General features: G+C 62.0%; 18 protein-coding genes. 1 reads left to right on the forward strand and 17 read right to left on the reverse strand.

Annotated features, from left to right (window positions below):
* Positions 1–2: 2 nt before the first annotated feature.
* The 11 genes from JI748_RS11205 to JI748_RS11255 form a co-directional block, all read right to left on the reverse strand.
* On the reverse strand, positions 3–890 hold the full coding sequence (locus tag JI748_RS11205; protein WP_201630560.1) for an ABC transporter permease: 888 nt from the start codon (positions 888–890) through the stop codon (positions 3–5).
* Positions 883–1,836, reverse strand: a complete 954-nt coding sequence (locus JI748_RS11210; protein WP_201630562.1) for an ABC transporter permease — start codon at positions 1,834–1,836, stop codon at positions 883–885. Before JI748_RS11210 ends, JI748_RS11205 begins: the two co-directional genes overlap by 8 nt.
* A 78-nt stretch (positions 1,837–1,914) precedes the next feature.
* A complete protein-coding gene (locus tag JI748_RS11215) occupies positions 1,915–3,528 on the reverse strand; it encodes a peptide ABC transporter substrate-binding protein (RefSeq protein ID WP_201630564.1) in 1,614 nt (537 codons plus the stop codon).
* Positions 3,529–3,581: 53 nt separating this feature from the next.
* Positions 3,582–4,511 (reverse strand): 2-hydroxyacid dehydrogenase, encoded by a 930-nt coding sequence (locus tag JI748_RS11220; RefSeq protein ID WP_201630566.1) that lies wholly within the window; start codon positions 4,509–4,511, stop codon positions 3,582–3,584.
* 163 nt (positions 4,512–4,674) lie between these two features.
* Positions 4,675–5,667 (reverse strand): ABC transporter ATP-binding protein, encoded by a 993-nt coding sequence (locus tag JI748_RS11225; RefSeq protein ID WP_201630574.1) that lies wholly within the window; start codon positions 5,665–5,667, stop codon positions 4,675–4,677.
* Positions 5,660–6,682: an ABC transporter ATP-binding protein gene (locus tag JI748_RS11230; RefSeq protein WP_201630576.1), complete on the reverse strand. Its 1,023-nt coding sequence runs from the start codon at positions 6,680–6,682 to the stop codon at positions 5,660–5,662. Before JI748_RS11230 ends, JI748_RS11225 begins: the two co-directional genes overlap by 8 nt.
* Positions 6,679–8,298, reverse strand: coding sequence for a DUF885 family protein (locus JI748_RS11235; protein WP_201630578.1), 1,620 nt, complete (start codon positions 8,296–8,298; stop codon positions 6,679–6,681). The genes JI748_RS11230 and JI748_RS11235 overlap by 4 nt, the downstream gene beginning before the upstream one ends.
* Positions 8,295–9,410 (reverse strand): Gfo/Idh/MocA family protein, encoded by a 1,116-nt coding sequence (locus JI748_RS11240; protein WP_201630580.1) that lies wholly within the window; start codon positions 9,408–9,410, stop codon positions 8,295–8,297. Before JI748_RS11240 ends, JI748_RS11235 begins: the two co-directional genes overlap by 4 nt.
* The gene (locus JI748_RS11245) at positions 9,407–10,489 is read right to left on the reverse strand and encodes a ketopantoate reductase family protein (RefSeq protein ID WP_201630582.1); all 1,083 of its coding nucleotides are present in this window, start codon (positions 10,487–10,489) and stop codon (positions 9,407–9,409) included. Before JI748_RS11245 ends, JI748_RS11240 begins: the two co-directional genes overlap by 4 nt.
* Positions 10,490–10,504: 15 nt before the next feature.
* The gene (locus JI748_RS11250; RefSeq protein WP_210338804.1) at positions 10,505–11,689 is read right to left on the reverse strand and encodes a hypothetical protein; all 1,185 of its coding nucleotides are present in this window, start codon (positions 11,687–11,689) and stop codon (positions 10,505–10,507) included.
* A gap of 11 nt (positions 11,690–11,700) precedes the next feature.
* Positions 11,701–12,111, reverse strand: a complete 411-nt coding sequence (locus JI748_RS11255; protein WP_201630591.1) for a VOC family protein — start codon at positions 12,109–12,111, stop codon at positions 11,701–11,703.
* 126 nt (positions 12,112–12,237) lie between these two features.
* On the opposite strand from JI748_RS11255, the gene gcvA reads away from it, so the two are divergent.
* A complete protein-coding gene (gene gcvA / locus JI748_RS11260) occupies positions 12,238–13,128 on the forward strand; it encodes a transcriptional regulator GcvA (protein ID WP_201630593.1) in 891 nt (296 codons plus the stop codon).
* Positions 13,129–13,456: 328 nt separating this feature from the next.
* Here the strand turns inward: gcvA and JI748_RS11265 are convergent, their stop codons facing one another.
* The 6 genes from JI748_RS11265 to JI748_RS11290 are packed head-to-tail and all read right to left on the reverse strand — an operon-like array spanning position 13,457 to position 19,528.
* A complete protein-coding gene (locus JI748_RS11265) occupies positions 13,457–13,879 on the reverse strand; it encodes a GNAT family N-acetyltransferase (protein WP_201630595.1) in 423 nt (140 codons plus the stop codon).
* A 2-nt stretch (positions 13,880–13,881) separates the two neighbouring features.
* The gene (locus JI748_RS11270) at positions 13,882–15,000 is read right to left on the reverse strand and encodes an anhydro-N-acetylmuramic acid kinase (protein WP_201630597.1); all 1,119 of its coding nucleotides are present in this window, start codon (positions 14,998–15,000) and stop codon (positions 13,882–13,884) included.
* Positions 15,001–15,010: 10 nt separating this feature from the next.
* Entirely contained in the window at positions 15,011–16,003 is a 993-nt protein-coding gene (locus JI748_RS11275; protein WP_201630599.1) for a serine hydrolase domain-containing protein, read from the reverse strand.
* The gene (locus JI748_RS11280; protein WP_201630601.1) at positions 16,000–17,730 is read right to left on the reverse strand and encodes an ABC transporter ATP-binding protein; all 1,731 of its coding nucleotides are present in this window, start codon (positions 17,728–17,730) and stop codon (positions 16,000–16,002) included. The genes JI748_RS11275 and JI748_RS11280 overlap by 4 nt, the downstream gene beginning before the upstream one ends.
* Entirely contained in the window at positions 17,727–18,569 is an 843-nt protein-coding gene (locus JI748_RS11285; RefSeq protein ID WP_201630603.1) for an ABC transporter permease, read from the reverse strand. The genes JI748_RS11280 and JI748_RS11285 overlap by 4 nt, the downstream gene beginning before the upstream one ends.
* Complete coding sequence (locus JI748_RS11290; RefSeq protein WP_201630605.1) at positions 18,569–19,528, reverse strand: ABC transporter permease; 960 nt, start codon at positions 19,526–19,528, stop codon at positions 18,569–18,571. Before JI748_RS11290 ends, JI748_RS11285 begins: the two co-directional genes overlap by 1 nt.
* Positions 19,529–19,565: the final 37 nt, after the last annotated feature.

A 19,565-nucleotide genomic window follows, 5' to 3' on the forward strand; every position in this document is an offset into this window, starting at 1 on the left:
GCTTACTCCCGAGGCTCCATGGCGTCGCGCAAGCCGTCGCCGAGGAAGTTCACTGCTAGCACGGTGAAAAGAATTAGCAGGCCCGGCGGTATGGCTAGCCAAGGCGCCTGCGACAGCCACGAGGAAGCGCTGTTGAGGAGGTTGCCCCAGGTCGGCACCGGCGGCTGGATGCCAAAGCCGAGGAAAGACAAAGCCGACTCCAGCATGATGGCGCTGCCGACGGCGAGGGTCGACGCTACCGTGATCGGGCCAATGGCATTGGGCAGGATATGCCGGAACATGAGGCGCGGGCCGCTGGCGCCAAGCGCGCGGGCGGCTTCAACAAATTCGCGCTCCCGCAGCGCCAGGAATTGGCTGCGCACCAATCGTGCCGTACCCATCCAGATCAGGATACCGACAATGGCGACAAGGAGCGGCGGGCTCGGCCTGAACAGGCCTGAGAGCAGCAGCACCAGGGGCAAGGTCGGGATCGACATCATGACGTCGGTAAACCGCATGAGGATAATGTCGGGAATGCCGCGATAAAATCCTGAAACGGTGCCCACCAGGGTGCCAACGATCCCAGCGATCAGCGCACCGGCAAGACCAACAGCAAGCGACACGCGGCCACCGTGCAGAAGACGCGTCAGCGCATCACGGCCCAGCTCGTCTGTGCCAAGCCAGTGTTCGGCCGACATCGGGCCCGGCATGCCGAGCAGGTCGAAATCCTGGTAGTCGTAGCTATAAGGCGAAACCATCGGGCCGATGGTGACGACGATGCCGAGCAGGATCAGGAATGCAGCCCCAATCACCGCCAGCCGGCGCTTGAAGAACCGCTTGGTAACGCGTCGCCAATAGCTTTGCGGTGGCGAGGCGGGCGCGATGGCGGCAGGAACCGTTGCGTCAGTCATAGCGGATCCTCGGATCGAGCGCGGCATAGCAGAAGTCGGCGATGATGTTCGCGGCCACGATGGCGAGCGAACCCATCATCATCAGCCCCATCAGCATGGGATAATCCCGGCCGTTCATGCTCTCCATGAAGAGGCGTCCGATTCCCGGCCAGGCGAAAACGGTTTCGGTAATGACGGCACCGGAAATGATGGTGACGAAGTCCACAGCGATCACGGTGACCGCTGGGATCATTGCGTTACGCAACGCATGGAGGAATAGCACGGCCTTTTCGCCACGACCCTTGGCATAGGCCGTGCGGATATAGTCCTGGTTCAGCACGTCGATCATGCCGGAGCGGATGAAGCGGCTCCAACTCGCGACAGTCGCCAGCGAGAGAACCGAAGCCGGCATGATGATGTAGCGCAGGCGGTCGAGGAAGGAGCCGTCGCCGATGGACTGGTAGCCGGCAGAGGGCAGCCAGCCGAGCTGCACGCTGAACAACAGCTGCAGCAGCAAGGCGAGCCAGAACACCGGGGTCGAAATGCCGGCAAAGCTCAAGACGGTCACGGTCCCGTCGAGCTTGGAGCCACGGCGAGCCGCGCTGATCATGCCGACAGGAACGGCGATGATCAGGGAGATGATCATGGCGAGCCCGCCCAGCTGCAGCGTCGGTCCGAGGCGCAAGAGGATTTCGTCCAGCACTGGACGGCCGGTACGGATCGAGTAGCCCCAATCACCGACAACGATGGCCTTGAGCCACATGAAATATTGAACGGGAACCGGCTGGTCGAGGCCATAGCGCGCAGCGATCTGCGCCAGCGCTTCCTTACTGACCGACGGGTTTTCCGCATACATGTCCAGCGGGCCACCTGGCGCCAGCTGGATGATGACGAACAAAATAACCGAGATGCCCAACAAAAGCGGGATGGCGCCGAGAATTCGGCGAATAATAAAACCTAGGCTCATCTTGCTCCTCGGGGCCCCGGAGCCACCGGCCCTGCTGAAACAGGGCCGGCATGCAGTTGAAGATTGGCGCCTGGGGCCTTAGCCCTCAAGGTACCATTCCTTGGTGTCCACGAAATTGGTCATGTTGGTGGGGTTGGGAACGAAGTTCTTCAGTTCCACCGGCTTGGCAATGACCGACACGCCCTGGGTAAGAGCAATGGCAGGCAGGTCTTCGGCGATGATGCGCTGCATCTCGGAGGCAGCGGCCTTGCGCTCTTCGGCATCCAGCGTGTTTTCGAGACGTGCGAACACTACGTCGAGCTCTGGATTGGAATAGCCCTGGCCGTTGTTCTCGCCTTCCGAACCGTAGAAGGTCGAATAGACCGGGTCGGCAGAGGTAATCCAACGACCGTAGATCAGGTCATAGCCACCGTTGTAGCGGGCTTCACGGTAGGCAACGCCAGCCTTGTTGTCGGCGGTCGCTTCGATGCCGATTTCCTTGAGCTGGGCAATGATCACCTGCTGCACGTTCTCGTCGTCCGCACGGCCGGACTGGATCACAAAGGCAAAGCTCAAGCGCTTGCCGTCCTTTTCGCGGATGCCGTCGCCACCGCGGGCATAACCGGCGTCGTCGAGCAGGGCGTTGGCCGCTGCAGGATCATAGGCGTATTCGGGCGTCGCGTCGTCGTAGAGGTCGAAAATGGGCAGAACCAAGGACTTGATCGCGATCGGGAAGCCGCCCTGCACGCGGATCAGCGTCTCGCGGTTGATGGCATGCGCCACTGCCTTGCGGACGTTGACGTCGGCCAGCAGTTCATTGCGGAAGTTGAAGTCGAGGTGGCCCCAGCTCAGCTGCGGTCCGACGATGATTTCGAGACCTTCAACGCCCTCGAGCTGCGAGGCGCGGCCGTAGGGGACCGAAACCGCCATGTCGAGCTCACCGCTCTGCAGCTGCGTCAGCAGGGTGTTGCTGTCGGTAACGATGCGGAACACGAGACGATCAAGGTATGGCAGTGCATCCCCGTTTTCGGCAGTGCGCCAGTAATCGGTGTTCTTGTCGAGCACGACATACTGGCCACGCACGAATTCGGCGACCTTGAACGGGCCGGTGCCGACAGGGGTCTCGTTGTAGGACGAGGTGTTGAGGTCGGTGCCTTCGAGCAGGTGCTTTGGCATGATGCCGAAGGTGAAGAGCGTCGACGCGAAGTTCGGCTTCACCGTGTTGTAGTTGCAAACCACGGTGTAGTCGTCCGGCAGGTCGATGCTGTCGATGTCCTGCGTGCCATCCTTGGATTCGGCGATGAAGGCCGGGTCCTTGACCGCTTCCCAGGTAAACTTGACGTCGGCCGAGGTGAAGGGCTCGCCATCATGCCACTTCACGTTTTCCTGGAGGTGATAGGTGATGGTCATCTTGGAGCCATCGTCGGACAGGACGATGCCGCCATTGTCCAGCGTCGGCACTTCCTTGGCGAGCACAGGCACGTAGCGCGCATCCTTGTCGGGAGCGATAAGGCCCTCGATTACGGTGTGCTGCGCATCGGCCAAAAAGCCGGTGGAATAGGTGTTCATGGTGTCGAGCTCATAGGTGAGACCGACATTGAGCGTGCCGCCCGACTGCTGCGCCATGGCGGGGAATGCGCGCATGGTGGCGAGTGCGGTCGTGGTGGCGAGAATGCCTTGCAGTAAGACGCGACGTGAGAGTTTGGTGTTCATTTGGTCCCTTCCTTGATCTTCGAACGCTTGTAAGTGCCGGTTTTCCGGTCTTGTCAGTAACCCAGGCTGCGATCGACGACGTTGCGCACCGGCTCGCCGTTTTCGAAGCGTCGGATGTTTGCGGCCATCTCCTTGACCGCCATGTTCTGGTGGGTCGGCGCCGCCACATGCGGCGAAAGCCGGACCTTTGGATGCTTCCAAAGCGGGTCTTCGACCGGCAGCGGCTCGGTGCGGAAGACGTCGAGCGCCGCACCGCTAAGCTTGCCGCTGTCCAAAGCCGCGATCAGGTCGGCATCGACAACGTGGCCGCCACGCGCGCCGTTGATGAAGAAGGCACCGTCGTTCAGCACGCCGAGAAGCTTGGCATCGACCAGATCGGCCGTTTCGGCCGTCAGCGGCAACAGGTTGACCAGAATGTCGGCGCCGCGTGCCGCGTCGGGCAGTTGATCCTTGCCGGCAAAGGTCGTCCCACCCGCGACATCGTGCTTGGAACGCGCCCAGACGCGCGTATTGAAGCCGAAGCGGACGAAATGCTCCGCAACCGGTCGGCCCAACGCACCGGCGCCCAGCACGGTGACCGTCCGCTCATTGGCAAGCTTTTCTGCTTGCGGCGTCCACTCACCTTTGGCCTGAAGCTCGGTGTAGAGGAAGAGATTGCGGTGCCAGGCGAGCGCCTGCGCCAGCACCCACTCGGCCATGCCAAGCGCGAGGCCTTCATCGACGAGGCGGACGATCGGCAGTTCGTCCGGCACTTCGCCGCTGGCGAGCAGATGCTCGATGCCGGCGTTGAGGCTCAGGACGAGCTTCAACCCCGGGACGGCGCGGATGACGCCGGGCAACGGACGACCGACGATGATGAATGGCACGTCCGCATCGCCCGCTTTGGGCTGCTCGGTCAGGACCTCGAAATCCGGCAGCTCTGCACGGAAAAGTTGGGCCAGTTGTTCAGGATTTCCGCGCGAGGCGATGAATAAACGTTTCATGACAAGAGCATGATGTGTCCAGCTTGGATCATGCAATGGCCGAAAAAATTCAAATTCCCGGCACTTGAGATCATGCAACTTGGAATTTGGCTGCAAAACAGCAAAGCACGCGCCGGGTCTGGCGCGTGCTTACCCACAGTGCTCGCGATTTGATCAGGCAGACTTAGGACAGCGGCTTGCGCAGGTCCAGTTCGTGGCTGCGAATGCACGCTACCCGATGTCCGCTTTCGAAAGTCTCCAGCGGCGGCACGACCTCGGCACACGCCTCGACGGCGTAAGGGCAACGCGTGCGGAAGACGCAGCCGGATGGCGGGTTGATGGGGCTGGGTAAATCGCCCTTGAGCGTGATCCGCTCGCGCCGCACCGTCGGATCCGGCACCGGCGCCGCATCGAGCAGAGCACGCGTGTAGGGGTGGCGGGGATTGGAATAGAGCTCGGCGGCCGTTCCCATTTCCATTATGCGGCCGAGATAAAGCACGATGACGCGGTCGCAGAGAAATTCAATGACGGATAAATCGTGGCCGATGAACAGGAGTGACAGGCCGAGTTCGCGGCGGAGATCCTGGAGCAGGTTGATGATCTGCGCCTGGATCGAAACGTCGAGCGCCGAGACAGGTTCGTCGGCGACGATGAATTCTGGATTGACCGCAAGGGCGCGGGCGATGCCGATGCGCTGGCGTTGCCCGCCGGAAAACTCATGCGGGAAGCGCGCCGCGGCGCTCCGCGGCAAGCCAACCTTTTCCAGAAGATCGCCGACCCGCTGCTCTCGGTCTTTGCGCGTGCCGATCTTGTGCAGCATCAGCGCTTCGGCCAACGTCTGACCGACGCTCATGCGAGGGTTCAAGCTCGCATATGGGTCCTGGAAGATGATCTGCATCTTGCTGCGCAGGGCCTTGAGATCTCCCGCCGAAAGCGTCGTGACCTCTTGACCATCGAGTTGCACCTTGCCCGAGGTCGGCTCGACAAGGCGCAGCACGGCGCGGCCAAGCGTGGTCTTGCCCGAGCCGGATTCACCGACGAGGCCAACGACTTCGCCCTTGCCCACTGTAAAGGAAACGCCATCGAGCGCACGCAGGGTGACGCCAGGTTTGAAGAGCGTCTTGCCGATTGGATAATGGACCTTAAGGTCTTCAACGACGAGGAGCGGCTCAGCCATGGACTTCGTTCCAGCGGATGCAGCGGGCCCGATGTTCGGGAACGACCGGCAGGAGGGCAGGCACCGCGGCGCGGCATGCCGGAATAACCCAGGCACAGCGCGGATTAAAATCACAGCCTTGGGGCGGATTGCGCGGATCGACTACGCTGCCGGGAATAGCGCGGAGCCGCAGCCCTTGGCCCGATGCGCGGGCGGCATGATCGATCACCGGCAGGCTATCGAGAAGGCCGCGCGTATAGGGATGGCTCGGACGGGCGAAGAGCTCGCGCACAGGCGCGGTTTCGACGATGCGGCCGCCATACATCACCGCGACACGGTCAGCGACTTCAGCCACGACGCCGAGATTGTGGGTGATGAAGAGGATGCCCATGCCGATCTCGCGCTGCAGGCGCCGCATGAGTTCGAGGATTTGCAATTGCACCGTGACGTCGAGCGCGGTGGTTGGCTCGTCGCCGATCAGCAGCGCGGGATTGCAGGCCAGCGCCATGGCGATCATGACGCGCTGCCGCATGCCGCCCGACATCTGGTGCGGATAGACATCGGCGCGGCGGGCGGGATCGGGAATTTCGACCAGAGCCAGCATCTCAACGGCACGGGCCCAGGCCTGCTTGCGCGTGAGGTTCTGGTGCAGGCGAGCAGCCTCGGCGATCTGGGCGCCGACCTTTTGGGTCGGATTGAGCGAGGTCATCGGCTCCTGGAAGATCATGCCGATCTCGTTGCCACGAATGGCGCGCATGGCGTTTTCGGGCTGCTTGACGAGGTCGACGACCTGGCCCGAGCGCGTGCGGAACAGCATTTCGCCGCCCGTGATGGCGCCAACACCCTTCTGGATCAGGCGCATGACCGAAAGGCTGGTGACGGACTTGCCCGAGCCGCTTTCCCCGACCAGGGCAACGGTCTCGCCCTGCCCGATGGTGAGATCGACGCCTTTGACGGCGCGAACGACGCCGGTTTCGGTCGAGAACTCGGTGACGAGGCCACGGATGTCGAGCAGTGGAGTGGTCTGATCCGTCATGGGTTGAGGTGCCCTGCCCTTTCCATTTCCTCGCCGATCCAGGCCAGCGGCATGTGACCGTAGCTCAGCAGGTGATCGTGGAACCCGAGCGTGTCGCCCTTCCAGCGCTGGCGCAAGCTCTTGATGCCTTCTACGCCTAGCCAATACATCAGGCGCGAGCCGGGCAGCATGGAATTGCGCACCACTTCGCCTTCGACGCGGGCAGCGGCAAAGCCGGCCTCGCGGTAAAAAGCCATGGCCTCGTCGGGGCTCCAGTCGCTTAAGTGCAGCTTGATGTCGACAAGCACGCTTGCGGCGTTGCGGCGCTCGAATTGCTTGAGGAGCAGGATTTCGGCTGGGGTGTAGAAGCCCGAAACTTCCATCAGAAGGTCTTCGACGTAGCAGGCCCAGCCTTCGATCAGCGTGCCTGAGCCGAGGAAGGCAAGGCCGAGCGCGCAATCGGTGCCCGCAATACGCGCGAGACGCGACTTGGCGGTGCGGGCGCGGGTGTTTTGCGTGTGATGGCCGATGCTGCCGTGGTGCACGGCATGGATGGTCTTGGTCATGGCGGTGTTGTTGGCGCGCAAGAACGCACCCTCATCATCGCCGGGCGGAGTTACCCAGTAAACGCTGCCGGCACCGGGATTGAGGCCGGGGGGCGAGCGATAGAAGAGGAAATAGAGCGGCTGGCTGATCTTGCGGAAGCAAGGCGCCATCCACCGATAATCAAGATCGTATTCCTGCGCCGGAGTAACAAGCTCGGCGCCCTGGGCGATAGCGCGAACATCCCACTCCATGTAGCTGTCAAAAACCTCTTCGGCGTCCGACGGGTGGATGTCGGCTAGCCCGGCGATGATCTCTTCGGCCGTACGGCTAGGGTCGATGGCGTGCGCCATGTCCGCCATCTCGTCGCCCATGCGCTTGTAGGCAGCTTCTGCCAGATCGACGGCTTCGCGCGGCGACATCCGAAGGCCGTGGATCTCAGCCATGAGCTGGGTAAGATAGGCTTCACCACACGCCGGATCGGCATCGGGCTGGGTGTCGAGTGCGGCAGCAAAGGCTTCGAAGGCGTCGGCAGCCTGGCGCGCGGGCTCGGCCCAGTCATCGGCAAATTCTTCGTGCAGCTTTATGTCGGTGCGGAGGAAACCGGCCATGGCCGTCGCTTCCTTTTGCGCGCGCTTGACCCAGCCTTGGGCGGCCGGCACGCCATCGAGGCGTTCGGTCGCCGCGCGAAGGAAAGTGCCGATGCCGTTGAGCCTTGCGATCAGCGCCGCGTGGCGGATCGGCATGGATTGCGGCAGCAACAGCGAGATGATCGCGAATGCGGCTTCGCCCGAATACCATGCGGGATTGTGGAGGCGCGGACGCGTTTCGGCGGCGAGACGCTGCATGCGCAGCTCGGCCAGCATCATGCGCCGGTCGAGCCGATCGCCGAGGTCCTGTGGTTCTTCGCTTGCTTCCAACCGGGCAAGGAGATCTTCGATTTCGGCAATCTCTTCGACAAGCGTTTCGGGGCCGGCCGGCGGCAGCTCGCTATCATGAGCATTGTCGCCCATGAACGTCGCATCCACCGGGCGAAAGCGCCAGTGATGGGCGAGAAAGTCCTCAACCAGCGCCGGATCGTAAGTCACCATCATGCGCTCTTGCCCGGTAGGTCGACCCAGCGGCGCTCGAAATGCGCCTTGATGATCGCATCGACGATTTCCTGGCTCTTGGCTCCGTCGAAGAAGGTGCATTCCTGCGGCCGGTCTTCGAGAATTTCATCGACGAAGTGGCGGACGAGATTGCGATAATAGAGTTCTGGCCAGGGCGTGTTGAGCGTTGTTCCCGGCGGTAGGGCTTCGGGGCCGACATCGTAGGGGATGAACTCGACGGCCTCGGCCTTGGCGATCTTGAGGGTTTCGGCGGTGCCGAATTCCGAGATCAGGCGGGCAACGGCTGCACCCTTCGATCCGTAGACGCGGATTTCGACGCCGGGATAATTGCCCACGGCCACATAAGAGGTCTGGAGCAGACCCTGCGCGCCAGTTGCATATTCAACAAGCGCCACGGCACCGTCTTCGACCTTGATCTTCTGCAGCCCGACTTCACCGCGGACGATACGCTCGGGAATGAAATTCTTCATGGTCGAGGCGACGGAGCCGAACTCGCCGCCGAGCCAGCGCATCAGGTCGATCAGATGCGAGCCATAGCCGACGATCGAGGCCGGGATTAGCGAGTTGCGATCGACGCCCGGAGTAATCTGGCGCAGCGGCTCCTGCGGATCGAGCCATTGCGAATTTTGCTCGAAGCCGTGGATGTGGAAGACTTCGCCGAGCGTGCCGTCATCGATCCACTTCTTGATCTGACGGATGGCGGGCGAATAGCGGAAGGTGAAGCCGAGCTTGGTGCGGACGCCCTTTGCATTGGCCTTTGCGGCAGCATCAAAGGCGGGTGCGGCTTCGGTGTGCAGCGGCTTTTCCGAGAGCACATGCTTGCCGCCTTCGATGGCGATAAGGCTGAGCGGAAGGTGCGTATGGGTCGGAGTGCAGACGTCGACCATCTGCACATCCGCATCGGCGATCAGCTTTTCGGGGTCGGTGTAGACCTTCTTAGCACCGTACTTTTCGCCCATCGCCTTGGCGCGATCGGGATCGAGATCGCAGACGGCGATCAGGTCGACGCGCTCATGCGCCTTGTAACCGGGAAGGTGTGCCTTATCGGCCCAGGTGTGCGCGCCGATGAGACCGACGCCAAGCTTTGTGGTCATGGCAGTGTCTTTCCGATCTCGGCGGCATAGGCCTCAAGTTCATCATAATTATGGAAGCCGAGCTGGCGCTTGCCGTCCTCGATCTCGTAGATCATGCCGACCATCTTTTCGTTGAGACGGGTATCGGCACCGGCCTTCTTGCCGAACTCGATGAGTTTGCCGGCAAAGGCGCGGGTTTCGGAGGGGCGCTTGCGATAGACGATGTCCCACCAGATGCCCGAACCCTTTTTCTTGAAATTGTGGGTGGGCTTGTTGTCCTGGTCCTTCTTGAGGAGCCAGATGGCATGGTCGATATTGGCGAGGAGCTTCTTGGTATCCTCGGCCGTCTTCACGCGGTAATTGGCGGGATCGAAGAAATCGAAGGCCTGGATGTCGATATTGTTGGCGTCGGCGATCTCGAGCGCTTCCTTGACGATCGCGCCGGCAAGGCGGGCATAGCGCTCGACCCCAAGCGTGTCGCGGATCTTGGCGTCGGCGAGGGCTGAGAAGACGACCTGAGCGGAATAAACTTCCTTGGCCCAGATCTGTCCCCAGATGCGGTCCGAATACTGAACCTCGGTCAAGGCCGAGAGCGCATCGCCGATCTCCTTGAGCCGCGGCGTCGTCTCGCCGCTGAGTTCACCCAGCTGGATCGGGCCTTCGTGGACGAACTCGATGTAACCAGGGTCGACCAGCGCACCGCCATAGTTGGGGATCGAGCCGATCACGATGTCCTTGCCCGGCAGGCCGGCTTCGTCCAGCATCGCCACCATATCGGGCTCGTTGAAGCCGTTTTGGTAGGAGACGACAGCGCTGTCTGCGTTGAGCAGCGGCACGATCTGCTTGAGGGCTTCGAGCGTGTGCTGCGATTTGGTGGCGACGAGGATGACACCGAGATCGCCAGAGAGCTGATCAGGAGTCGCAGCCTTGACCTTGACGTTGAGATCGCCGCGGACTCCGTCGATGGTCATGCCCTTGTCGTTTAGGGCATCGACATGCTCTTTCCAGCGGTCAACCAGGAGCACGTCATGGCCAGCTTTGGTCATGTAGGCGCCAGCCAGACCCCCAATGGCGCCGGCACCGATAATGGTGAACTTCATGGGGCCTGAACCTTCTTAGTTGGCAACCTGGGGGAACATCGAGAGGCTCTCGGGCGAATTGGCATAGGAGTAGAGCGCCTTGATGAAGGCGGGACGCTGGGCATCGCTGACGCGCTCGCGCACCTTGCGGACGACTTCGTTGCCAGCCCAATAGGAGGAGATAAACGGCCCGCGGAACGGGTGGGCGGCCATGCGCAGGCGGCCCTGCACCCAGGCTTCCTGGCCCATCGCCGTGGTGCGGAGGTAATTGGCGACATCTTCGCGCGGCACACCATCGACCATCAGCATCCAGGCGGCGCTGGTCTGGGCAGCGGAACGGACACGGCGCAGTTCGATGTGGATCGCATCGTCGTCGTCTTCGACGAAATCGATCAGGTGCACGCCCTGGTCGCCAATGCCTTCCTGCACGCAGCCGGTAATGGCATCAGTGGTGATCAAAAGCGCGTCAGCAGGCGCCTCACCTGCATCGACGGCGGCCTTTGTCGACAGCAACTGCGTGGAGTGACCGGGATAGACCTCGTGGCAAACCAGGTGCTTGAGCGCAGCGCGCGTAAAGCTCAAGTCGAAATTGAGGTCCATCTTGCCTTCGTTGAACGAACACCGGGCGGTATAGAACATGCCCCGGACCGGGTTCAGGACCATGTCGTAGTCGCCGGTGTCGAACACCATGGCGTCGGTCTTTGCCTTGGCCTGCGCCATCAACTCGCGAAACACGGTCTCGACCTGTTCGGCCGGCACGGCGCGCGCCTCTTCCCAGGCCGCGACCCGCTCGCCCAGGCTGCCGTTGACGAACCCCGAACGCTTCAAAACCGCGTCGAGCTTGGCGCGAGCATCTTCGATAACCGCTGCGTCTTCGCGACCCGCAGGTGCACCGACCAGCTGAGTAACCTTTTCCTCAAAGGTCGGGCTCGCACCAGCCAGCATCTTGGTGGCGGTCCGCACCGAGCGGATCATGCCTTCGAGGAACACCTTGCGCGGCCCAGCCTCAAGCGCGGCGGCTTCGCTGGCCAACCTATCCAAATCCGCCTTGATGGTTTCGACGTCATCATACTGGCGGGGCACCACGCTGTCGGCGCCAAGGTAAATCGGCACCAGGCCTTCCCCGCCAAGCAGGCTACCATCGGCCGGCTGACGGCGCTCATAGGCATCGATGCCCATGGTGATGGAGGTAAGGTCGCGACCGATCTCGAAGGAATTCATGGCGCTCAAACTCAGTGTTCGAAAATGGCTTCGGGATTGCGGAAGGACTTGAACTCCATCGCATTGCCCGACGGATCGAGGAGAAAGAACGTGCCCTGCTCGCCCGGCTCGCCTTCGAAGCGGATTTTGGGCTCCATCACCAGCGGATAGGATGCGGCGCGCAGGCGCTCGACAAGCCCGTTCCAAGTTTCCCAGGGCAGCACGGCGCCGAAGTGGTGCAGCGGCACCATGTCGTTGCCGACCTTGGACTTGGCCTCGGACTTCGGGTCATTGTTGATATGAGCGGACAGCTGATGACCGAAGAAATCGAAATCGATCCAGTTTTCGGCCTCGCGACCGACCTTGCAGCCGATAACCTCGCCGTAAAATTTCCGGGTGCTTTCTTTGTCCTTCACCGCGAAGGCCATGTGGAATGGGATCATTTGGGCAGGTCCAGCCAAGAGAATGGGTCGGCGCTTATTGCGTCCTTGCGAAAAAGCTAGCGCCTTGGCAGCGCGCTGCAAGGCGCATAAAGATTGCCCTTGCATGATCCTATGGAATGATAATTTGTGAAACGGCGCGTTCTCCCTTCGCTCAACGCATTAAGAACCTTTGAAGCCGTTGCTCGGCACAACTCCTTTACGCGCGCTGCGGAGGAACTGAATGTAACTCAGAGTGCCGCAAGCCGCTTGGTGCATAGCCTAGAAGACTACCTCGAAGTGCCCCTGTTCACCCGCCGAAGCAGGCGTATCCAGCTGACCGACCAAGGCAGTTACTACAGCCGACTGGTCAGCCGTTCTCTGGACCTGCTCGAGGCGGGTACCGTAGAACTGATGTCATCCAAGGCTGGTAAGGGCACACTGTCGGTCGGCATGTTGCCCACATTTGGCACACGCTGGCTCCTGCCGCGTCTGCCTTCGTTTCAGGCACTCTATCCAGATGTATCGGTTAATGTCGTTTCAAGCGATGGCGAACTCGACTTCACGCGAGAACGCATTGATATCGCCATACGATTCGGTCATGGCCAATGGTCGGAGGCACTGATCGACCCTCTAATGGGCGAGGAAATCCAAGTCGTCTGCTCACCGGCGCTGCTCGAAGGTCGTCCGCCACTCACCGAACCGGGTCAGCTTGGCAGCTATCGCTTGATCGACCATTCGACGCGGCCTGACAGCTGGGAATACTGGTTCCGCTCGATCGGCTCTACCATGCCCGAAGTCAATTGGGGCCCACGGTTGGAGCACTTCTTCATGATAACGGAAGCGGCAAAGGCGGGCTTGGGGATGGCCTTGTTGCCGACCTTCTTGATTCAGGAAGAATTAGCAGAGGGTTATTTGGTCTCCCCTTTCCCTGAGCGGATTGCGGGCCCAGGCGCCTACTACCTCGTCACGCCAGATACAAAAGCCGGTCTGCCTCGAGTGACGGCCTTTCGGCAATGGGTTCTGGATCAACTAAAATAGCGGAAAGTCAAAAAACGCACTCGGTAGTCAGCGGCGGCTTCCGGAGCGCACTACGTGGTGCAACCGCTGAAATAGGGTCGAAACCACGCGTAACGCACACACGATACCGAGGCCTAACACCAACCAATTGAAACCGAGCTATTCCGAACAACGAACGCAGGGGCAGACGGGCATTGCCGAAGAAGAGCCTGACCATCGTGTTGCTTCCCTGTGTTCAGTGCGTAGCGTCTCGCGGTTAAATGACGCTCTCCATCAAGCGCACAACAGCGGACTTGGCTGGCAGCAAAGGGCCCAGCTGGGCCTCATTCGCGAAGCGGAGACCATGGTCTCACAAAGGTTTTTGAAGAAACGTTCTGGTGCGGCCTGGTGGGAAGTTCGGAAGCGACCCAAAGGACTCGTAACCAGCGCGCTGATAGGTTCTTAGGGCATCGGGGTTGAACGTATCGATGTAGGAACCATGGCACCCGCGTTTCTGCGCCGCGGCTTCTGCAGCGGCGAGCATTCGCGCCGCAAGGTTTTGCCCGCGGTGCTGCTCTTCGACCCACAGCCACTGCACGTAGAGCCAATCCCAGGCGGTGTAGCCGGAAATGCCGGCGACGACGATGCTGCCTGGATTGCGCAAGAACACGGCGAGCGGCAGCTTGTTGGAGGGGCCGACGTCGTCGTGATTGAAGTCGGCGAGTGAGTTTCCAATCAGCTCAAGGTCACTGGCACTGGGTACCTCAGTCACCTCGATCGTTAGTCCCTCCATGATCAGGCCGCCAAGACGCCGCCGATTAGCGGATGTGGCGCACCGGTCGTGGTGGGGAAGCTGATCGGCAGGCCGCGGAGCACTCGCACAGCCAGAAAAGCGAAGCATTCCGCCTCGACGGCGTCACCGCGCCAGCCGACCGCTTCGGCCGGTACGGCCTCGACCCGCGCGCGCTTATCGAGCATGGCCATGATCGCCGGGTTGTGTCGGCCGCCCCCGGACACGATCAGGCGCTGAGGACGCTGCGGCAGAAGGTCGAGTGCCTTTCCGACCGCCCCCGTGGTGAAGGCGGTGAGTGTGGCGGCGCCGTCTTCGGCGCCAAGCCCGTCGGCCATCGAAGACAAAAAGTCGAACCGGTCGAGCGATTTGGGGAAAGGTGCGGAGAGATAGCGATGGGTCAAGAGCCTGGCGAGCCGCTCTTCGTCCACCGTTCCCCGCAGGGCCATGGCGCCGTCGACATCCATGTCCCCCATGCCAAGACCTTTGACGAAGTCATTGATCGGCGCATTGGCGGGGCCGGTGTCGAAGGCAATCAGCGTATCGGCACCGTCCCAAAAGGTGACGTTGGCAACACCGCCCAAATTAAGAACGGCTGTCTTGCCGTCGGTCGCCCCGATCTTGCGCAACAGGGCCTGGTGATAGAGCGCAGCCAGGGGAGCCCCCTGCCCTCCTGCGCGGACGTCGGCGGAGCGGAAATCGTAGGCCACCTTGATGCCGGTCAGTTCATGCATCAGCGCGCCATTGCCGAGCTGGCGCGTGGCGCCGATGCGACCCGGCTGCGGCGCGCGATGCAGCACCGACTGGCCGTGAAAACCGATAATGCCAATGTCTTCCGGTCGCAGGCCCGCCTCGGCGACAAGGTCGAGGACGGCAGCCGATTGCGCGCGGGTCAACGCATCCTCTGCTTCGGCAAAGATGGCAGGCTCGGCGCCGGCAAAGTTCCACTGCCGCGCTTGTGACAGGGCTTCTTGGAGCGTGTCGCGGATCGACTGCGGATAGGGCGCAAGCGTATACGCGCCAAACTCGTCGACCGTTTCGCCATCGGTGCGCAGCAGGGCGACGTCGATATTGCCATCCAGAACGGTGCCGGTCATCAGCCCCACAGCCCAGATCGGTTCCATTGTCGTCTCCCTATTCGGCATTGATGGCGTCGCCCACGGCGCGCCGTAGCGGCAGGATGCCGCTATCGAAATGACGCGTCGGGTGCACCCTGTTGGTCAAAAGCGTCCAGGCATGACCGCGCTCGAAATCGATCCAGAGCCCGGTGCCGGTAAAGCCGGTATGGCCGATCGTCTGGCCGGAGTTGCGTTCGCCGCCTGACCAGCCCTCATAGGGCCGCTCCCAGCCGTGGGTACGGCGACCCGAAAGCGGCGTGCGGATCAGCGCATCCGGACCGGCAGTTGTGAGCTTGCCATGTGCAAAGTCGAGCACGCTGGCGACAGTGCCGAAAAGCCCGGCATGCCCTGCCCCCTCGAGCGCCGAACAGTTGTCGTCGTGCACTTCGCCCACCAGCACCCGATGGCGCCAGTAGCAATCCTCGGTTGCGGCAGCCGTCTCGGGACCGGCGGACCAGGCAAAGCCGGCACCGGGCTCCATCTCACGGATCCACTTGTCCTCGATGCGCTCCAGCGCGATGCCAAGGAGGATGAAATTGATATCGGAATAGACCGCTGGGCCGGCGGGAAATTCGTGCTGCAGCAGGAAGGTGCGCAATAGGTCGGGATCGCGGCCATAGGTATAAAGCGGAAAGACCGCAGGATAAGGCGTCTGGTGACCGAGGCACTGGCGGAAGGTGATCTTCCTCTCCCAGTTGTCGAGATTGTAGTGCCGATAGTCGGGAATGACGCTGGTCAACGGCGCGTCGAGATCGATGCGGCCGGCTTCGGCCAGCACCAGAATGCGTTCGGTGGTGAACAGTACCTTGGTCAGCGACGCCAGATCGAACCAGGTGTCCTCGGTCATCGGACGCGACTTGGGCACGGTTTGCGCCTCACCCATGGTGCGCACGGCGCGATTGCCATCGCGGTCGATGACGCCCAGGACGCCGCCGGGAATGCGGCCGCTCTCGATAGCCTTTTCAAGATGCACGAAGGCGCGGTCGAGCTTTGTCGAAACCGATGTCATGCTATTTCCTCGATGCGCACGCGATGATCCTCGCCCGCTTCGCGCCATTGCGCTGCCGGCGGCTCAAAGCCAGGAGGACGCACCAGCGACGGTACCTGCGTCATGTCGACAGTGAAATGCTGACGCCGCCGCTCTACTGCCGGCACGGCAGCGATCAAGCGCCTGGTGTAGCTGTGCTGCGGCTCCGATAACACCGAGCGCGCGTCGCCGATCTCGACCACCTGACCGGCAAACATCACCGCAATTCGATGCGCAATGCGCTCCACCACAGCCATGTCGTGCGAGATGAAGAGGTAGGCGAGGCCAAACTCTTTTTGCAAGTCGATCAGCAGATCGAGCACCCGCGCCTGCACCGAGACGTCCAGTGCCGATACGGCCTCGTCGAGCACGACGACATCGGGGTTCAGCATCAGTGCCCGGGCGATGCAGAGGCGCTGCCGCTGGCCGCCGGAGAACTGGTGTGGGTAGCGTGTGAGGGCGTCCTGAGGAAGCCCGACGCGGTCGAGCAAGAATGCCATGCGCTTGCGCAGGTCGGTATCGAGGCGCTGGCCATTGGCGATGGCGGGCTCCGCCAGCAAGGCTTCGACGTTGAGCCTTGGATTGAGCGAGGCGAACGGGTCCTGGAAGACCATTTGCACGGGACGCCTGGAGTGCCCTGTTCCGGCGACGATCCGTCCGCGGGTGATGGTGTTTAGACCCAGCAAGGCGCGCGCCGTCGTCGACTTGCCGCAGCCGCTTTCACCAACGATGGCTAGCGTTTCTCCGGGCACGAGATCGAAGCTGACGCCATCCACAGCATGGATAGCGCCCTTTGGCTTGAGCCAACCCTTGCCGACAGGAAAGCGGACGACGAGGTCGTCGACCGTGACGATCGGGTTTCGCGCCGGCTTGCCTTCTTCGGCAGCGCGCACCGACTTACCGGCGGTAAAATGCGGCACGGCGCGGAGAAGGTGCTTGGTGTAGTCGTGCTGCGGATGGTCGAGCACGCGATCGGCTAGATCCTGTTCGACGGCGACGCCGTTCTGCATGACCATGATGCGGTCGGCAATGCCCGCCACGAGGCCGATATCGTGCGTGATGAAGATCATCGCCATGCCGGTCTCGGCGCGCAACTCGGCTAGCAGCGCCATGATCTGCGCCTGCACGGTGACGTCCAAGGCGGTCGTGGGTTCGTCAGCGATAAGAAGGCGCGGGCTTGCGGCAAGCGCCATGGCGATCATGATCCGCTGGCGCATACCGCCCGAAAGCTGATGCGGATAATAGCCGAGGCGCGACTGGGCATCGGGAATGCGCACCCGCTGCAAGACGTCCAGCGTTGCCGCGCGCGCCTGGCTGCCGGTCAATCCCTTTGACAGGCGGAAGGCTTCCTCGATCTGGTCGCCTACGGTGTGCACCGGATTGAGCGAAGTCATCGGCTCCTGGAAGATCATGCCCACGTCATGGCCGCGCACGCTCCGCAGGATCCGCTCCTCGGCAGTGCGGACATCGAGAACGGATCCGTCGCTGCGCGTCAGGGCGATGCTGCCGCTGGTGATGCGACCGCCACCGAAATCGACCAGGCGGTTGATCGACAAGGCAGTGACCGACTTGCCCGAACCGGACTCCCCGACAATGGCGAGGGTTTCACCGGCGTCGAGGTCGAAGCTGACGCCTTTGACCACTTCATTGGCCTTCGGGTCGCGTCCGAAGCCGACCCGCAGATCTTTGACGGAAAGCAGCTTGGTCATGCTTCCCTCCTCTGGGTGCGTGGATCGAGAATGTCGCGCAAGGCGTCACCCGTGAGATTGAAGCCCAGGATCCCGAGCATGATGGTCAGGGCCGGGAAGATCATCAGCCATGGCGCGTGCTGCATGAGGTTTCGACTTTCCGCCAGCATAAGACCCAGGGAGGGTGTCGGCGGCTGCGTGCCGAGGCCGAGGAAGGACAGGCCCGCTTCGGTCAGCAGCGCCCAGGCAAGCGCCAGAGTCACCTGAACCGCCAGCGGGGCTACGAGATTGAGCAGCAGATGACGGCTCAGGATAAAGCCTTGCGAACTGCCGAAAGTGCGCGCGGCGTCGACGAAGTCGCGTTGTTTCAGCGACAGCGCCGGCCCACGCACGACGCGGGCAAAGATCGGCGTGTAAACGATGGCGATGGCCGCAACGCTGGTCATGGTGCCAGGCCCGACGATGGCGATGATCAACAGCGCCAGAAGGATTGCCGGGAAGGCCAGCAACACGTCCATGATGCGCATGAAGATACCATCCCAGATGCCACCCCACCAGGCAGAGAGCAGTCCGATAATTGTGCCGGCAAGGGTCGCGATGCCGACCGCCGCGAAGGCAATGATCATCGACTGGCGAATGCCGATGACCAGGCGGCTGAAAGCGTCGCGGCCGAGGAGATCGGTGCCGAACCAGTAGGTGCCGCTTGGTCCCTTGAGGCGATCGATGGCGAAGAGCTTGAGCGGATCATGTGGCGTTAGGCCGAGCGACCCCATAATGGCAGCGAGGAGATAAAGCCCGATGATCGCGACACCGATGCGCCCGGAGGGATGACGGAACAAAGCAGAAGCCAACCTACCCATCAGCGGCCCCCGATCCGGATGCGTGGGTCGAGCGCCACATAGGCGAGGTCGACAAGGAGGTTCACGACAAGGAAGTTGAAGGCAATGAACAGGATCGTGCCCTGCACCAGTGCATAATCGCGCTGGGTAATGGCATCGAGCACCAGCCGGCCAAGCCCCGGCAAGGCAAAAATCTGCTCGACGATCACGGCACCACCGAGGAGATAGCCGAATTCGACGCCGGAGAGGGTCACAACAGGGATCAGCGCGTTGGGCAAAGCATGGCGCCAGATGACGCTTCCGGGCGATGCGCCCTTGGAGCGCGCGGTGCGGACATAATCGTCGCTCAGCACATCGAGCATGGCGGAGCGGGTGATGCGCGTCACTGAAGCGGCAAAGGCAAAGCCCAATGTGATGGCTGGAAAAATCAGCTGGCCGATGCTGGCCAATGGGTCGGCGAAGAGCGGCGTGAAGGTGCCCATGGCAGGCACGAAGCCGAAAAACACTGACAGCACGTAGATGATCAGGATGCCGATAACAAAGCTCGGGGTCGACTGGCCGAGCATGGCGAGCACACGCACCAAAAGATCGCTCGGGCGCTCGTTGCGCGATGCGGCCAGCACGCCGAGCGGGATGCCGACGGATAGCGAGATCGCCATCGACATCAGCGACAGTTGCAGCGTCAGCGGGAAGCGCTCGAGCACAACGGTGAGCACGGGCTTGCCATAGATCGAGGAGATACCGAGGTCGCCGCTGAACAGACCACCAAGCCAGCGCAGATATTGCGACCAGATCGGCTGATCGATGCCGAAATAGGCCGCCAGCGTTTCGCGTTGCGCCGGGGTCAGCAGGCCTGCCTCGGTGCCGAGCATGGCCGTGATCGCGTCGCCTGGTATCAGGCGGATCGACACGAAGACCAGGATCGACACGCCGAGCAGGATCAGCGGAAAGGTCAGCAGGCGCTGGACCACATAGTTCATAAAAACAATCCAGGAGGTGGGCCGGCCGCGAGGCCGA

The sequence above is a fragment of the Devosia rhizoryzae genome, from assembly GCF_016698665.1.
In the GTDB taxonomy this organism is placed as follows: Bacteria; Pseudomonadota; Alphaproteobacteria; order Rhizobiales; family Devosiaceae; genus Devosia; species Devosia rhizoryzae.

Excerpts from the sequence above, each read along its gene's own strand:
- JI748_RS11265 (WP_201630595.1), bottom strand. The coding sequence starts at position 13,879 with ATGGAGGGACTAACGATCGAGGTGACTGAGGTACCCAGTGCCAGTGAC.
- JI748_RS11240 (WP_201630580.1), bottom strand. The coding sequence starts at position 9,410 with ATGACCACAAAGCTTGGCGTCGGTCTCATCGGCGCGCACACCTGGGCC.
- JI748_RS11250 (WP_210338804.1), bottom strand. The coding sequence starts at position 11,689 with ATGAATTCCTTCGAGATCGGTCGCGACCTTACCTCCATCACCATGGGC.
- JI748_RS11245 (WP_201630582.1), bottom strand. The coding sequence starts at position 10,489 with ATGAAGTTCACCATTATCGGTGCCGGCGCCATTGGGGGTCTGGCTGGC.
- JI748_RS11280 (WP_201630601.1), bottom strand. The coding sequence starts at position 17,730 with ATGACCAAGCTGCTTTCCGTCAAAGATCTGCGGGTCGGCTTCGGACGC.
- JI748_RS11220 (WP_201630566.1), bottom strand. The coding sequence starts at position 4,511 with ATGAAACGTTTATTCATCGCCTCGCGCGGAAATCCTGAACAACTGGCC.
- JI748_RS11230 (WP_201630576.1), bottom strand. The coding sequence starts at position 6,682 with ATGACGGATCAGACCACTCCACTGCTCGACATCCGTGGCCTCGTCACC.
- JI748_RS11290 (WP_201630605.1), bottom strand. The coding sequence starts at position 19,528 with ATGAACTATGTGGTCCAGCGCCTGCTGACCTTTCCGCTGATCCTGCTC.
- JI748_RS11205 (WP_201630560.1), bottom strand. The coding sequence starts at position 890 with ATGACTGACGCAACGGTTCCTGCCGCCATCGCGCCCGCCTCGCCACCG.
- JI748_RS11225 (WP_201630574.1), bottom strand. The coding sequence starts at position 5,667 with ATGGCTGAGCCGCTCCTCGTCGTTGAAGACCTTAAGGTCCATTATCCA.
- JI748_RS11285 (WP_201630603.1), bottom strand. The coding sequence starts at position 18,569 with ATGGGTAGGTTGGCTTCTGCTTTGTTCCGTCATCCCTCCGGGCGCATC.
- JI748_RS11235 (WP_201630578.1), bottom strand. The coding sequence starts at position 8,298 with ATGATGGTGACTTACGATCCGGCGCTGGTTGAGGACTTTCTCGCCCAT.
- JI748_RS11210 (WP_201630562.1), bottom strand. The coding sequence starts at position 1,836 with ATGAGCCTAGGTTTTATTATTCGCCGAATTCTCGGCGCCATCCCGCTT.
- JI748_RS11255 (WP_201630591.1), bottom strand. The coding sequence starts at position 12,111 with ATGATCCCATTCCACATGGCCTTCGCGGTGAAGGACAAAGAAAGCACC.
- JI748_RS11215 (WP_201630564.1), bottom strand. The coding sequence starts at position 3,528 with ATGAACACCAAACTCTCACGTCGCGTCTTACTGCAAGGCATTCTCGCC.
- JI748_RS11270 (WP_201630597.1), bottom strand. The coding sequence starts at position 15,000 with ATGGAACCGATCTGGGCTGTGGGGCTGATGACCGGCACCGTTCTGGAT.
- JI748_RS11275 (WP_201630599.1), bottom strand. The coding sequence starts at position 16,003 with ATGACATCGGTTTCGACAAAGCTCGACCGCGCCTTCGTGCATCTTGAA.